The 14,122-nt window shown below is 65.0% G+C and carries 13 protein-coding genes; 8 read left to right on the top strand and 5 right to left on the bottom strand.

What is annotated here, in order from left to right; translation table 11 throughout:
- Nucleotides 1–85 precede the first annotated feature (85 nt).
- Nucleotides 86–478 carry a PRC-barrel domain-containing protein gene (locus F8237_RS23875; protein WP_151648469.1) on the top strand — a complete coding sequence of 131 codons (393 nt, stop codon included), beginning with the start codon at nt 86–88 and terminating at the stop codon, nt 476–478.
- 153 nt (nt 479–631) lie between these two features.
- Here F8237_RS23875 and F8237_RS23870 read toward each other — a convergent pair whose 3' ends face one another.
- Nucleotides 632–1,348: a hypothetical protein gene (locus F8237_RS23870; RefSeq protein ID WP_151648467.1), complete on the bottom strand. Its 717-nt coding sequence runs from the start codon at nt 1,346–1,348 to the stop codon at nt 632–634.
- A 289-nt stretch (nt 1,349–1,637) separates the two neighbouring features.
- Here F8237_RS23870 and F8237_RS23865 point away from each other — a divergent pair, with 289 nt between their 5' ends.
- On the top strand, nt 1,638–2,561 hold the full coding sequence (locus tag F8237_RS23865) for an ABC transporter ATP-binding protein (RefSeq protein ID WP_151648465.1): 924 nt from the start codon (nt 1,638–1,640) through the stop codon (nt 2,559–2,561).
- On the top strand, nt 2,558–3,319 hold the full coding sequence (locus F8237_RS23860) for an ABC transporter permease (protein ID WP_151648463.1): 762 nt from the start codon (nt 2,558–2,560) through the stop codon (nt 3,317–3,319). Before F8237_RS23865 ends, F8237_RS23860 begins: the two co-directional genes overlap by 4 nt.
- 115 nt (nt 3,320–3,434) lie before the next feature.
- Here F8237_RS23860 and F8237_RS23855 read toward each other — a convergent pair whose 3' ends face one another.
- Nucleotides 3,435–3,758 carry a hypothetical protein gene (locus F8237_RS23855; protein WP_151648461.1) on the bottom strand — a complete coding sequence of 108 codons (324 nt, stop codon included), beginning with the start codon at nt 3,756–3,758 and terminating at the stop codon, nt 3,435–3,437.
- Nucleotides 3,759–4,062: 304 nt separating this feature from the next.
- Between F8237_RS23855 and F8237_RS23845 the strand changes: the two genes are divergently transcribed.
- Complete coding sequence (locus F8237_RS23845) at nt 4,063–4,863, top strand: L,D-transpeptidase (protein ID WP_151648459.1); 801 nt, start codon at nt 4,063–4,065, stop codon at nt 4,861–4,863.
- A 72-nt stretch (nt 4,864–4,935) separates the two neighbouring features.
- Nucleotides 4,936–5,919 carry a glycerophosphodiester phosphodiesterase gene (locus F8237_RS23840; protein WP_151648457.1) on the top strand — a complete coding sequence of 328 codons (984 nt, stop codon included), beginning with the start codon at nt 4,936–4,938 and terminating at the stop codon, nt 5,917–5,919.
- A gap of 138 nt (nt 5,920–6,057) precedes the next feature.
- Here F8237_RS23840 and F8237_RS23835 read toward each other — a convergent pair whose 3' ends face one another.
- The gene (locus F8237_RS23835; RefSeq protein WP_151648455.1) at nt 6,058–8,337 is read right to left on the bottom strand and encodes a spermidine synthase; all 2,280 of its coding nucleotides are present in this window, start codon (nt 8,335–8,337) and stop codon (nt 6,058–6,060) included.
- Between the two features lie 232 nt (nt 8,338–8,569).
- Here F8237_RS23835 and F8237_RS23825 point away from each other — a divergent pair, with 232 nt between their 5' ends.
- The gene (locus F8237_RS23825) at nt 8,570–10,180 is read left to right on the top strand and encodes a phytoene desaturase family protein (RefSeq protein ID WP_151648453.1); all 1,611 of its coding nucleotides are present in this window, start codon (nt 8,570–8,572) and stop codon (nt 10,178–10,180) included.
- 279 nt (nt 10,181–10,459) lie between these two features.
- Here F8237_RS23825 and F8237_RS23820 read toward each other — a convergent pair whose 3' ends face one another.
- A complete protein-coding gene (locus F8237_RS23820) occupies nt 10,460–10,615 on the bottom strand; it encodes a Flp family type IVb pilin (protein ID WP_143198713.1) in 156 nt (51 codons plus the stop codon).
- Between the two features lie 164 nt (nt 10,616–10,779).
- On the opposite strand from F8237_RS23820, the gene F8237_RS23815 reads away from it, so the two are divergent.
- The gene (locus tag F8237_RS23815; RefSeq protein ID WP_151648451.1) at nt 10,780–11,667 is read left to right on the top strand and encodes a 50S ribosomal protein L11 methyltransferase; all 888 of its coding nucleotides are present in this window, start codon (nt 10,780–10,782) and stop codon (nt 11,665–11,667) included.
- A 2-nt stretch (nt 11,668–11,669) separates the two neighbouring features.
- On the opposite strand, the gene F8237_RS23810 is transcribed toward F8237_RS23815, so the two are convergent.
- Nucleotides 11,670–11,849, bottom strand: coding sequence for a hypothetical protein (locus F8237_RS23810; RefSeq protein WP_143841307.1), 180 nt, complete (start codon nt 11,847–11,849; stop codon nt 11,670–11,672).
- Between the two features lie 189 nt (nt 11,850–12,038).
- On the opposite strand from F8237_RS23810, the gene F8237_RS23805 reads away from it, so the two are divergent.
- Entirely contained in the window at nt 12,039–13,868 is a 1,830-nt protein-coding gene (locus tag F8237_RS23805; protein WP_151648449.1) for an aminopeptidase P family protein, read from the top strand.
- Nucleotides 13,869–14,122 lie beyond the last annotated feature (254 nt).

Raw genomic sequence — 14,122 nt, 5'->3', positions numbered from 1 at the left:
AACGCCAGGTTCCGCCGGGCTCGCCCAGGGAACCTTTGCCAATTTGTCCCGTTGGCACCGCGATCAATAGTTGAGGAGGACCAAGATGAAGAAACTGGCATTGGCATGTACTCTCGCGATTGCCGCCGCTACCGCCGCGCATGCAGCAACCACCACGGTGAAATCGGCGCCGGCGGAAAGCTGGACGGTGACCAACTACTACAAGCAGGCCGTCTACGATCCCAAGGAAAGCAAGATCGGCGACATCGACGACGTGCTGGTCGACAAGTCCGGCAAGATCACCGGGCTGGTCCTCGGCGTCGGAGGTTTTCTCGGCGCCGGTGAAAAGGACGTCATCATTCCCTTCAGCGCGGTCAAGACCGCCAAGAAGAACGACAAATGGTGGCTGACGATCGACGAGACCAAGGACACGCTCAAGGAGGCCCCCGGCTTCAAGTACGACAAGGCGAGCACGACCTGGGTGCCCGAGAAGAAGTAAGGCCGTCCAGGCCGGCATTTGAGGGGCTCGCCGCTAACGCGGCGGGCCCTTCGCACATTTGGCGGTAACGTCTTCACGACCGACAAGACAACGACGCCGCCGACCATGAAGTCGGCGGCGTCGTGACCAGATTGGATATTGCAGGCTGGTGCCTCAGTTCCTGGCCGGCGCCGTCGCCGCGGCCGACCGCGCCTGGCGCGGCGCGCGGGGTTCGGCGACAGGGGCTGCCGGTGCGCGCGAGCGCATGATCGCGGCGTCGATCTCGGCGATGACGCGGCGCTGAATCGCCTCGTTCTTGTCGATCGAGATGTGGCCGACGCCGGTGCCGCGCACGTCGACATTGTCGAGCTTGCCGCGGAAACCATCGGCGCGCTTCACCGGCTCGCCCGGGCCGTCACCGATATAGATGTTGATGTAGCGCTCGGCACCCGTCGTGAGCTTGGTCTTGAAAACGGAATCGAGGCCGATCGCGAGCTTCACGGGAACGCCGAGCTGGTTGAGCTTGGCGATCATGTCCGGCAGCGCCGTCGCGCCCGAGGAATGGCCGACCAGGACGATGGTCTTGATGCGGCCGGCCTTGTAGGCGGCCGCGGCTTCATTGGCGAGCGAGGACCACGACACGAAGTTCGCGACGGTTACCGGGATACCCTGCGCCTCGAGGCGGGAGCCGATCGTGTCGAGCCCGAGCGAGAAGATGTTGAGCACGCCGCGGAGCAGGTAGACATGCGTCGTGGCGGTGGCCTGGCTGGGCGCGGCCCTGGCCGGGGTCGGGTTGATGGCAACAGCTGACAGCAGCAGCAGGCAGATCGCCCACACGCGGATAGCGGACAATTGGCTGGCGCCGGCGGTGTGACGGCCGTTCGGTCTCATCGATCTTTTCCCTGGGGACACTACGCTTTGCGATTGGCCGGAATCGTAGCCATGGCCTGCTCGCAGACGCAACAAAGAGCCGCGTGAACCCGCAATCTTAGCAGCAGGCCGTGACCATCAAGCAACACTTGCCTGAAACCTGCCACCGAAGGGCCTGTTTTGAGACCATTTTTCTCCCGCCAATTGCGGCCGGGCAACCGCCTTCCTATTTCAGGGCTCCGCTGACCCGCCCACAGGTGGGTTCCAGCCTCCCCCTCCCAAGCCTTTGCCCCTCAGCCCTGCGGCCATCATGTCCTCCATCATTTCCGTCGCCAATCTGTCGAAGACCTATGGGTCCGGCTTCAAGGCGCTCAAAAACGTCAATCTCGATATCAAGCGCGGCGAGATCTTTGCGCTGCTCGGCCCGAACGGCGCCGGCAAGACCACGCTGATCTCGATCATCTGTGGTATCGCCAATCCGAGCGAGGGCCGTGTCCTCGTCAGCGGCGAGGACATCCAGACCTCCTACCGCAAGGCGCGGTCGCTGATCGGGCTGGTGCCGCAGGAATTGCACACCGACGCCTTCGAGAGCGTGTGGGCGACCGTGAGCTTCTCCCGCGGCCTGTTCGGCAAGCCGAAGAACCCAGCTCACATCGAGAAGGTACTCAAGGACCTCTCGCTCTGGGACAAGAAGGACAACAAGATCATCACGCTTTCCGGCGGCATGAAGCGCCGCGTGATGATCGCCAAAGCGCTGTCGCACGAGCCGCAGATCCTGTTCCTGGACGAGCCGACCGCCGGCGTCGACGTCGAGCTGCGCAAGGGCATGTGGGAGGTGGTGCGCACGCTGCAGCAATCCGGCGTCACCATCATCCTCACCACACACTACATCGAGGAAGCCGAGGAGATGGCCGACCGCATCGGCATCATCAACAAGGGCGAGATCGTGCTGGTCGAGGACAAGGCGACCTTGATGCAGAAGCTCGGCAAGAAGCGGCTGACGCTGCACTTGCAGAACAAGATCACCTCGCTCCCCGCCGACCTCGCCCATTACGAGCTCGACCTCTCCGAGAATGGCGCGACGCTGGTCTACGACTACGACACCAAGGGCGATCGCACCGGCATCACCAGCCTGCTCAGCGACCTGCGCAACGCCGGCATCCGCTTCAACGATCTCGACACGACCCAATCGTCGCTCGAGGACATCTTCGTCGACCTCGTGAGGACGTCATGAACTATCGCGCTGTCCGCGCCATCTATCTGTTCGAAATGGCACGCACCTGGCGCACGGTGCTGCAAAGCATCGTCTCGCCGGTCGTCTCGACCTCGCTCTATTTCGTGGTGTTCGGCGCCGCGATCGGCTCGCGCATCAGCCAGGTCGAGGGCGTCAGCTACGGCACCTTCATCGTGCCGGGGCTGATCATGCTCTCGGTGCTGACGCAGAGCATCGCCAACGCGTCGTTCGGCATCTACTTTCCGAAGTTCACCGGTACGATCTACGAGATTCTCTCCGCGCCGATCTCCTATGTCGAGATCGTGCTGGGCTATGTCGGCGCCGCCGCGACCAAGTCGATCATTCTGGGCCTCATCATCCTGGCAACGGCCGGCCTGTTCGTGCCGCTGCACATCCATCACCCGGTCTGGATGCTGACCTTCCTGGTGCTGACGGCGGTGACGTTCAGCCTGTTCGGCTTCGTCATCGGCATCTGGGCCGACGGGTTCGAAAAGCTCCAGATGATCCCGATGCTGGTGGTGACGCCGCTGACGTTCCTCGGCGGCAGCTTCTATTCCATCGACATGCTGCCGCCGACCTGGCGCACGGTGGCGCTGCTCAACCCGGTCGTCTATCTGATCTCCGGCTTCCGCTGGAGCTTCTACGAGATCGCGGATGTCAGCTTCGCCGTCAGCATCGGCATGACGCTGGCGTTCCTGCTGATCTGCCTCGCCGTGATCTGGTGGATTTTTAGGACCGGGTATCGGCTGAAGAATTGAGCTGTCATTCCGGGGCGCGCGTAGCGCGAGCCCGGAATCCATTCATCCACTAACTCCCGCCGCACGATGGATTCCGGGCTCGCCCGTCGGGCGCCCCGGAATCACGACGGTGGACTTATCGATAGCAGTGGAAGCGGTTGTAGCCGTCATAATAGCCGCGGCAGCGGCGATGGCCGCGATGGGGAATGCCGAATACGCCTTCGACCGCGCCCACGGCACCGCCCACACCAGCACCGACGACGCCTCCGACCGCACCACCCACCGGGCCGGCGATCCGATTGCCTTCATAGGAGCCCTCCTGAGCGCCGCGGACGATGCCCTGGGCGTGGCCGGGCTGAGGCAGGCACGAAAGGCCGAGGAGGATAGCGGCGCCTGCGAACAGCCGGCGGGCAGAACGACCGGCCGGCAACGAAGCGGCGGCGACACGAACTCTGTTCATTACATTTCCTAAGGGTGAGCCGGCCGCGATGACCGCTGGCCGAGAGATCAGCGCCGAACTAACGCCGATGCGGCCAATTGGTTGCGTCTTCATGACAAATTGGCGCCATCATGAACGCACCCGCTCGCGAAAATGTCAGCACGGCCACGGCCTGCGCGGCACAAAGCGGCCTTGCTTACGCCCGGCATCACGTTAACGATGGCTGGGCAGGCTGCTGGAACGAATGCCGGATTGCAGGCATATTGCACGCCGGGGGACGGAGAGCCGCGGCGCCGAACGTGAACAGGCCGGAGGCCGAACTAAAATGCGTTTCCAGATGCGTTCCTATTTCATCGCTTTTGCCTCATTGATGCTTCTGAGCGCCGGCACCGCGCAGGCCAAGGTCGAGATCACCGTCGACAAGGACAATCAGCAGATGACCGTCGCCGTCGACGGCGTCGCGCGCTATCACTGGCCGGTGTCAACCGGCATCCCCTCGCGCGAAACGCCGAACGGCGCGTTCCGAACCTTCCGCATGGAAGAGGATCACTACTCCAAGGAATTCGACGACGCGCCGATGCCGCACGCGATCTTCTTCACCAAGGTCGGGCACGCCATCCACGGCACCGACTCGGTCGGCCGGCTCGGCTCACCCGCCTCGCACGGCTGCGTGCGGCTGTCGCGCCAGAATGCCTCGACGCTCTATGCGCTGGTGCAGCAGCAGGGCGTGCTCAACACCACGGTGACGCTGACCGGCTCGTCGCAGGTGGCGCTGGCCCGAAATCCGCGCGGCCGAACCAACAACGCGGTCGCCCGCGCCCCGCAACCGGCCGAAGAGCAGTACGCCACCACGACCGATCCCGTGAACCTGGCACCGCCGGCGCAGCCCGCCCGCCGCTACATGCCGCAGGACGACAACTACATCTATCCGGCCGACGGTAGCGACACCGGCGCGCGCTATCCCGCGCCGCGCGGCAACCGCCCGCTCTATGACGCGCAGGTCTATCAACAGCAGCAACAGCCGCAGCAGCAATATTACAATCAGGGCTACGGCCAGCAGGGCTCGTACTATCAGCCGCAGCCCCGGCAGGTTTATCAGCCGCGCGGCTATTACTACCAGAATTGACGCTATCTGAACGCAGCACTGCCGCGCTCGACGATTGTCCGCGTCGCTTCAACGAATGCCGTCAGAATCGTCATGCCATCACGTGTTGCGATCGTCTTGACTGTGATCTCGATTGTGGCTGCGGGCAGCGCAATGGCCTTTGACCTCGAGTCGCACCGCGGCGGACGCGCGCTGTTGCCGGAAAATGCCCTGCCGGCCTTTGCCAACGCGCTGACGATGGGCGTGGACACGCTGGAGCTCGACGTCGGCATCACCGCCGACGGCGAGGTGATCGTGTCGCACGAGCGCGGTCTCAATCCTGATCTCGCGCGGGATCGGATTGGCGCCTATATCGCCCCGCCCGGGACGCCATTCGTAAAACTTCGGCTCGAAGACGTCAGGACCTATGACGTCGGCCAGATCCGGCCGGACAGCCCTTACGCGAAGCAATTCCCGGAGCAGCGGGCCGTGCCGGGAACGCGCATTCCCACCCTCGGCGAGTTGTTCGCGCTGGTGCGCAAGTCCGGCAACACCCGCGTGCGCTTCAACATCGAGACCAAGATCGATCCGAACCATCCGGACGAGACGCTCGAGCCGCAGGTTTTTGTCGCAAAGCTGCTCGGGCTGATCGAAGCCGAGAGGTTTTCCGATCGCGTCATGATCCAGTCGTTCGACTGGCGGACTCTGCGTCTGGTCCAGCAGCAGGCGCCCAAGATTCCGACCGTGTACCTGACGCTCCAGCGCGGCTCAGCGCCGACCATCGCGCTCGACAAGTCTACCAACTGGACGGCGGGCTTCAGTCCGGCCGATCACGGCGGCTCGCTGCCGCGGACCATCAAGGCCGCGGGCGGCGCGATCTGGTCGCCCTATTTCGGCGACGTCACGGAGGCGCTGATCACCGAGGCCCACGGGCTCGGACTGCGCGTCGTGGTGTGGACCGTGAACAAGCGCGACGACATGGCGCGCATGATCGACCTCGGCGTCGACGGCATCATCTCGGACCGGCCGGATCTGTTGCGAGAGGTTGCGGGCGAGAAGGGCATTGCATTGCCGGCGGGGACGCCGGTGGAGCCGTAAGCCTCGGTCTCGTGTCCCGGACGCGGTGCAGCGTGCAACGCTGCTCCGCAGAGCCGGGACCCAAAAAGCCGCGACATGGGCCCCGGCTCTGCAGCGCACCGCTGAAGAAGCGCTGCGCTGCGTCCGGGGCACGAGACCCTACTCCCCGTCCCGCAGGCGCCGGTAAAGCGCGCCAAGAATGTTGGAATAATCGTCGGTCCAGACTCGCACCCTGTCGTCGGCTTCGGTCAGCTCCCATGATTTGGATGAAACGAGCTTGCCGACATCTTCCTCTTCGCGCGCCGAGATGACGACGTCGGTCGAGAAGATGTAATCGGAATCGCGCCCGGAATCCTCGTTGAAGACCCAGCTCTTCAGATCGTTGGCGTCGGCGATGCCGACCACGACGGTCTCGAGATCGAGGTGCCGGTTGGAGACGTGCATCACCACGGCGCCGTGCGGGGCGAGCTTGTCCTTGTAGATCTTCATAGCCTCTTCGGTGGCGAGATGAATCGGGATCGCATCCGACGAATAGGCATCGACGATGATCAGGTCATAGACACCGTCGGGCTCCTTCGCGAAGGTGAGACGGGCATCGCCAATCACCGGCTTCAGGCCCGGCATGCAACTCGAGATGTAGCGGAAGTTCTTCGGGTCACTCGCCGCGTCGACCATGGACTGGTCGATCTCGAAGAATTTCCAGTCCTCACCGGGCTCGGCCGCGCACGCGAGCGTGCCGGAGCCGACGCCGATCGCGGCCACCTTCAGCGGTGCGCCCTTGCGCTCGCGGATGGCCGTGATGGCCTGCCCGATGCCGCCGTCCTTGTGATAGTAGGTGATCGGCTCGGGCCGGCCGGTCACAGGCGTGCCGTCATTGTTGCGGAAGCGCTCGGCGCCGTGAATGGTGGTGCCGTGCATCAGCACGTGGAAATAGCCGCCGGGCGTGACCACGATCTTGTGCACGCCGAAGAAGCTGCGCACCGTCGTGACGCGGCCTTCGTCCGCGGGATAAATCCGGATCAACGCCAGCGCGAGCGCCACGGTGGCGAATATCTTCCAGCGACCGGCATTGAGCCCGAGAGCGAGCAGCGCAGCGAGCACACCGACGGCACCGGCCACCCAGACGCGGTGATCCTCGAACCAGGTCGAGAGGCCGCCCGTCATGGTGGACGGCACGACGAGCACCACCGCGAGCGCGACGAGCGCCAGCCAGTACCATTTGACGATGCCCGCCAGCCGCTCGCTCGCGGGCGGCCGACACAGCGCGGCGGACGCGACCAGGATCGGATATTCGGCGATCCATGAGAACGTGAAAGGTGCAACGAGCCCCGCGAACAGCCCGCCGACCATGCCGCCGAACGACAGCGCGACGTAGAAGCCGGTGAGATATCTGGCGGCCGGCCGGGTCCGTGCCAATTCGCCATGGCAGGCCATGGCGATGACGAAGAAGCAGAGCTGATGACCGCCGAGCGTCAGCAGGAGGTTCTGCTCGCCGCCGAACGCCAACAGGACAACGACGCCCGCGATCGCGACCGGCTGCAGCATCAGCATCCATTTGTGCGGCAACAGCGGCCGCGACTGGAACACCACCACCCATGTCAACAGATACAGCGACAGCGGCAGCACCCACAGCAGCGGCGCGGCCGCGACGTCGGTCGAGATGTGCGCGGTCACGGCGATGAGCAGGCCGGACGGCACCGCGGCCAGGAAAATCCAGCGCAGCCGCGTCACCATGCTTGGCGCCGGAGCATTGACGTCCTCGGTCTGCGCATCGACGAGCGCGAGCTTCGGCGAGCGCAGCAGCAGCGCGCCGCAGGCGGCGATCAGGAGGATCAGCAGTCCATAGCCGCCGGTCCAGAGCCGGTTCTGCGCGTGCAGCGTGAAGATCGGCTCCAGCAGGAACGGATAGGACAGCAGCGCGAGGAAGCTGCCGATATTGGAGGAGGCATAAAGGAAATAGGGATCGTGCCCGGCGGGATGGCCGGTGCGGACGAACCAGGCCTGCAGCAGCGGATTGTTGGCGGCGAGCGCGAAGAACGGCAGTCCGATCGAGACCACGAACAGTCCGAGCAGCCAGAACGCATAACCCGACGCCGGCGGCTCGCCATAAGCGGAGGCGATGCCGAGCGGCAGCGTCACGAAGGCCAGCACCAGCAGCAGGAGATGCACCACCACCGGGATGATGCGATTCCTGACCTGCATCAGCAGATGCGCATAGGCATAGCCGGCCAGCAGCAGCGACTGGAAGAACACCATCGCCACCGACCACACCGCCGGAGAGCCACCGAGCCGCGGCAGCACCATCTTCGTGAACAGCGGCTGCACCGAGAACAGCAGCAGCGCGCTGACGAAGATCGCAGCGGTGTAGACCGTCAGCAGCAGCCGGTTGCGCGACGACGAAGGCTGCTCCGTGGCGGCGGGTTGCACGATCGAATCCATGGAAGCTCCGGCAAACAATCCCCGGCGGGCGCCGGACGCGCGCAATGGAGCACAAGGCGCCTGAACGGGCAATAAAGGGTCTCGTGATGTTGCAGCGACGATTGCTTGATATAGAGATGTCATTCCGGGATGGTCCGAAGGACCAGACCGCAGGTGCGCAATTGCGCACCGGGGAATCTCGAGATTCCGGGTTCGATGCTTCGCATCGCCCCGGAATGACGCCAGGGATATCATGAGCGAAACCGACGTCGTCATCATCGGGGCCGGCCACAACGGCCTCACCTGCGCGGCCTATCTCGCCATGGCAGGCCTGCGCGTGCGCGTGGTCGAGCGCCGCAAGGTGGTCGGCGGGGCCGCCGTGACAGAGGAGTTTCATCCGGGCTTCCGCAACTCGGTCGCGGCCTACACCGTGAGCCTGCTCAATCCGCAGGTGATCCGCGACCTCAGGCTGGCCGAGCAGGGCCTGCGAATCGTCGAGCGGCGCGCGCAGAATTTCCTGCCCGCCCCCGACGGCAGCTATCTCCTCACCGGCGAGGGGCGGACCAGGGAGTCCGTCGCGCGGCTGAGCGCGCATGACGCCGCTGCGCTCGACGGCTTCTCGCGCGAGCTGGAAGACATCGCCGATGTGCTGCGGCAGTTCGTGCTGCGGGCGCCGCCAAACCTCGTCGACGGCTTCGGCACGGCCGCGATCCGCGAGGGCGTCAACGCGTGGAAGACGGCCAACATCCTGCGCACCCTGACGCTGGAGCAGAGTCGCAGCCTGCTCGACCTCTTCACCCGCTCGGCCGGCGAGATGCTGGACGAGCGCTTCGAGCACGATCTGGTCAAGGCGCTGTTCGGTTTCGATGCCATCGTCGGCAATTACGCCAGCCCCTACGCCGCCGGCTCGGCCTATGTGATGCTGCATCACGCCTTCGGCGAAGTGAACGGCAAGAAGGGCGTCTGGGGCCACGCCATCGGCGGCATGGGTGCTATCACGCAGGCGATGGCACGCGCCGCAGGCGAGCGTGGCGTCGTGATCGACACCGGTGCCGGCGTGCGCGAGGTGATCGTCGAGCGCGACCGCGCCGTGGGCGTCGTCCTGGAGAACGGCGAGACGGTCCGCGCCAGATATGTTGCGGCCAACGTCAATCCAAAGCTGCTTTATACGCGGCTGATCGCGGCCGACGCGCTACCCGCCGACTTCTTCGCCCGCATCCGCAATTGGAAGAACGGCTCCGGCACGTTCCGCATGAACGTGGCGCTGGACCGCCTGCCCTCCTTCACGGCGCTACCAGGCGACGGCGATCATCTCTCCTCCGGCATCATCCTGGCCCCTGATCTCGGCTACATGGACCGCGCCTGGCTCGACGCGCGGGCGCGGGGCTGGAGCCGTGAGCCGGTCGTGGAGATGCTGATCCCCTCGACGCTCGACAATACGCTGGCGCCCGAAGGCAGACATGTCGCGAGCCTGTTCTGCCAGCATGTCGCGCCCGAACTGCCGGACGGCAAGTCCTGGGACGATCATCGCGACGAGGTCGCCGATCTCATGATCGCGACGGTGGACAAATACGCGCCGGGTTTCGCGGGCAGCGTGCTCGGCCGCCAGATCCTATCGCCGCTCGATCTCGAACGGCAGTTCGGGCTGCTGGGCGGCGACATCTTCCACGGCGCGCTGTCGCTGAACCAGCTGTTCTCGGCGCGGCCGATGCTGGGCCATGCCGATTATCGCGGGCCCCTGAAGGGCCTTTACCATTGCGGCTCCGGCGCCCACCCCGGCGGCGGCGTCACCGGCGCCCCCGGCCACAACGCGGCACAGGCGATCTTGAGGGATCACCGCTCGCTGTTCGGAAGCCGTGGATAGGTCTGTGGATTGACTGTGGACAGGCTATTGGCAGGGTTGTGGGAAAGCGGTGGAGCCTGCGCGTGGCGGGCGTGGCCAAGCCAGGCACAAGGTAGTGGAAAAGCTGGGGATGAGCGGCGGGATAAGACTGTGGACAGCGCGCGGAAAACGGGCGGACAACCTGTGGGCGATTGCCCCCCAAAGACGACCTCGCCCGCCAGGGGGCATTTCCCCTCGCGGGCGCTGATCAGGAAACAGCCTCTGAAGAAAAAAGCCCGCGCCGGGAAATGGGAGCGGCAATTACTTCAAGGAGCTGCTAATCGAACCGAACTTCTCGTTCATGGTGGTGCCCAGGCTGTTCACCACGGTGATGATCGCCAGCGCGATACCGGCTGCGATCAGGCCGTATTCGATCGCGGTTGCACCGGACTCGTCCGACCAGAACTTCTGAACCATGCGCTTCAAGACTCGCCTCCATTTCAATTTTCAAGCCGTGTTGGCTGGATCCAACAGCCGAAAATTTACGGAGCACAACCTACGGTCAGGTTAACCCGGGAACCACAAGTTATACGGAAACTTGGATACAAAAGTTCCAAAAATTGAGATCAACGGAATTCTGAATGCAGCCTTCGCCAACCCATCGCGCCAGCTTTTCAATCGGCACCGAGGCCGCGGCCAAGCGCGTCGTCGACGTGCTCACCGAGGTCTTTTTCGAGGGCGACGCGGCGGTTGCCGCGTTCGAGCAGCCGGACGGACGATGGGACGTCACGCTGCATTTCGCCGAAGCGCCGGATCAGGTGTTGCTGCGCGAACTCATTGCAACTTCGGCAGGAAACGACATCGCCGAGACGCTTTTGTTCGACACCGTCGAGGCCAAGGACTGGGTCAAGGCGAGCCTCGAAGACCTTGTCCCGGTGCCGGCGGGGCGCTTCGTCGTGCACGGCAGCCACGATCGCGACCGCGTGGCGCCGAACAAGCTCGCCATCGAGATCGAAGCGGCGCTCGCCTTCGGCACCGGCCACCACGGCACCACCCGCGGCTGTTTACTGTTGCTTGACCATGTCCTGAAAAGCGCCCGGCCGGCCCGCGTGCTCGACCTCGGCACCGGGACAGGCGTGCTGGGAATAGCGGCGGCGAAGGCGCTGCATCGCGCCGTGCTCGCCTCCGACATCGACCCGCCTTCGGTACGGGTGGCGGCCGAGAACGCGGTGCTGAACGAAGCTGGCCATCTGGTCCGGGTGATCCGCGCCACCGGCTTCGCCGCGCCGGATTTTGCCAGGTGCGGCCCGTTCGACCTGGTGCTGGCCAACATCCTTGCCAATCCGTTACGGCAATTGGCAGGCCCGATGGCCAAGCACCTCGCCCCCGGCGCCCGCGTCATCCTCTCCGGCCTCTTGACCCACCAGGCCCCCGCCGTGATCGCCGCCTACCGCGCACGCGGTCTCGTGCCGCTACGGCACCTGCGGATCGAGGGATGGAGCAGTCTGTTGCTGAGGAAGGTAGGGTAACCCTACTCCGCCGGCTTGTCGTCCCGTTGCACCGCGCGCTCGCCTTGCAACGCGCGCCTGGCGCGGCGCTCGGCGAAACGGTCGATCACCTGGCTGATGAGGCCGCGCGGCTTCTTCGGTGTCGTGGCGGCCGGTGCGCGGCGGACCGGCGGCGAAATCTTCTCAAACGTGAACGCTGGCATCGTGTGTCCCCTCGCCGTTGAGATGAACCACTTGCTCGAATTTCCCTGTTATCCGGACGAAGCGCAACTGCTGCATCCTGTACTCCACTCAATTCGAATGGAACTTTTTCAAGCACAGTCCGTGCCAGATACGACCTCAATTGCGTCTACATTGCGGACTGATCCCCATGATCCTAGACTGAGCCCATCATGTTCGAAGCGCACTTCCAGACTTTCGAGGAGCCCGAGGCCGGCGTCGCACTGACGGCGCGCCTGTCCGCACTTCGCGAAGAACTCGCCCGCCGCAAGCTGACCGGCTTCGTCATTCCGCGCGCCGACCAGCAGCAGAACGAATATGTGCCGCCCTCGGAAGAGCGGCTGGCCTGGCTGACCGGTTTTACCGGCTCGGCGGGATTGGCGGTGGTGCTGACCCATGAAGCCGCGGTCTTCGTCGACGGCCGCTATACGATTCAGGCGGCCAAGCAGGTCGATGCAAAGGCCTGGACGGTGGAATCGCTGATCGAACCGCCGCCGGAAAGCTGGGTTACGGCGCACCTGAAGGCCGGTAACCGCCTCGGATTTGATCCATGGCTGCACACTTTTGCGGCAGCCGAGCGCCTGTCCGCCGCCTGCGCCAAGGCCGGCGCCGAGCTGGTCGCCGTCGACAGCAATCCGGTCGACGCGATCTGGCAGGATCGGCCGCAGCCGCCGCTCGCCCCCGTCGCCGTGCATAGCCTGCAAAATGCCGGCCTCGCCGAGGCTGAGAAGCTCACCCAGATCCGAAGCGAGATCGTCAAGCTCGGCGTCGATGCGCTGGTGCTCTCGGACAGCCACGCGGTGGCCTGGACCTTCAACATCCGCGGCGCCGACGTCGCGCACACGCCGCTGCCACTGTCTTACGCGCTGGTGCCCAAGGACGGCCGTCCGACCATCTTCATCGACCACCGCAAGCTCTCGAACCTGACCCGCGACCATCTCGAACAGTCCGCCGACGTGCGCGAGCCCGATGCGATGGCGCCGACGCTGATGGCGCTGGCCAAGAGCGGCGCGGCGATCGCGCTCGACAATGCCACCGCGGCCGACGCCCTCAGCCGGCTGATCGCGGGCGCCGGCGGCAAGCCGGTGCGGGGCAGCGATCCGATCGCGCTGCTCAAGGCCGTCAAGAACGCGACCGAGATCAAGGGCACAAAGACGGCGCATGTGCGCGATGCCGTGGCGCTGGCGCGCTTCCTCGCCTTCATCGACCGCGAGGCGGCAAGCGGCAAGCTGACCGAGATCGACGCGGTGGAGGCGCTGGAGACGTTCCGCCGCGACACCGGCGCACTGAAGGACGTGTCGTTCCCGACCATCTCAGGCACCGGCCCGAACGGCGCCATCGTGCACTACCGCGTCACCCGCAAGAGCAACCGGCGGATCGTGCCCGGCGATTTGCTGTTGATCGATTCCGGCGCGCAGTATGAAGACGGCACCACCGACGTCACCCGCACCATGGCGGTGGGCGAGCCGACGGCCGAGATGCGCGACCGTTTCACCCGCGTGCTGCGCGGCCACATCGCGATCGCGCGCGCAATCTTCCCCGACGGCACCACCGGCGCGCAGCTCGATACGCTGGCGCGGCAATATCTGTGGGCTGCCGGCATCGATTTCGAGCACGGCACCGGCCACGGCGTCGGCAGCTATCTCTCAGTGCACGAGGGGCCGGCGCGGATCTCGAAGCTCGGCACCACGCCGCTGAAGCGCGGCATGATCCTCTCCAACGAGCCCGGCTATTACAAGACCGACGGTTTCGGCATCCGCATCGAGAACCTCGAGCTGGTGGTCGAAGCGAGCATCAAGGGCGCCGAGAAGCCGATGAACGCGTTCGAGACGCTGACCCTGGCGCCGATCGACCGCCGGCTGATCGATGTCGCGATGCTTGGCAAGGACGAGCTCGACTGGCTGAACGCCTACCACGCCCGCGTGCGGGCCGAGGTGCGTCCTGCGCTGGACGAGGCGACCAGGGCCTGGCTCGATCAGGCGACGGCGGAGCTGAAGCCGTAGCGCGCATGGCGCTACGCGATCTGCGCAAGGCTGTTTCCTCCGACACAACTGTCATGCCCGCGAAGGCGGGGCATCCAGTACGCCGCAGCCTCTCGATTCAATCACTATCGTCTCTGGAATACTGGATTCCCCGCCTTCGCGGGGAATGACACCGTCGTTATCGCACGAACACCGCGCCCAATCGGTCGCCATCCTGCCCTCATCATAACCGTCCCGGAATCCGTATAGCCGCATTCCGAAACGCCGATATCCGT

The organism is Bradyrhizobium betae (assembly GCF_008932115.1).
In the GTDB taxonomy this organism is placed as follows: Bacteria; Pseudomonadota; Alphaproteobacteria; order Rhizobiales; family Xanthobacteraceae; genus Bradyrhizobium; species Bradyrhizobium betae.
Note: the sequence above shows the minus strand (reverse complement) of the source record. Positions and strands in the feature narration are given on the sequence as shown.

Bases quoted from the DNA above. Each gene is read 5' to 3' on its own strand.
- F8237_RS23875 (WP_151648469.1), top strand. From the start codon at position 86: ATGAAGAAACTGGCATTGGCATGTACTCTCGCGATTGCCGCCGCTACC.
- F8237_RS23870 (WP_151648467.1), bottom strand. From the start codon at position 1,348: ATGAGACCGAACGGCCGTCACACCGCCGGCGCCAGCCAATTGTCCGCT.
- F8237_RS23865 (WP_151648465.1), top strand. From the start codon at position 1,638: ATGTCCTCCATCATTTCCGTCGCCAATCTGTCGAAGACCTATGGGTCC.
- F8237_RS23860 (WP_151648463.1), top strand. From the start codon at position 2,558: ATGAACTATCGCGCTGTCCGCGCCATCTATCTGTTCGAAATGGCACGC.
- F8237_RS23855 (WP_151648461.1), bottom strand. From the start codon at position 3,758: ATGAACAGAGTTCGTGTCGCCGCCGCTTCGTTGCCGGCCGGTCGTTCT.
- F8237_RS23845 (WP_151648459.1), top strand. From the start codon at position 4,063: ATGCGTTTCCAGATGCGTTCCTATTTCATCGCTTTTGCCTCATTGATG.
- F8237_RS23840 (WP_151648457.1), top strand. From the start codon at position 4,936: ATGCCATCACGTGTTGCGATCGTCTTGACTGTGATCTCGATTGTGGCT.
- F8237_RS23835 (WP_151648455.1), bottom strand. From the start codon at position 8,337: ATGGATTCGATCGTGCAACCCGCCGCCACGGAGCAGCCTTCGTCGTCG.
- F8237_RS23825 (WP_151648453.1), top strand. From the start codon at position 8,570: ATGAGCGAAACCGACGTCGTCATCATCGGGGCCGGCCACAACGGCCTC.
- F8237_RS23820 (WP_143198713.1), bottom strand. From the start codon at position 10,615: ATGGTTCAGAAGTTCTGGTCGGACGAGTCCGGTGCAACCGCGATCGAA.
- F8237_RS23815 (WP_151648451.1), top strand. From the start codon at position 10,780: ATGCAGCCTTCGCCAACCCATCGCGCCAGCTTTTCAATCGGCACCGAG.
- F8237_RS23810 (WP_143841307.1), bottom strand. From the start codon at position 11,849: ATGCCAGCGTTCACGTTTGAGAAGATTTCGCCGCCGGTCCGCCGCGCA.
- F8237_RS23805 (WP_151648449.1), top strand. From the start codon at position 12,039: ATGTTCGAAGCGCACTTCCAGACTTTCGAGGAGCCCGAGGCCGGCGTC.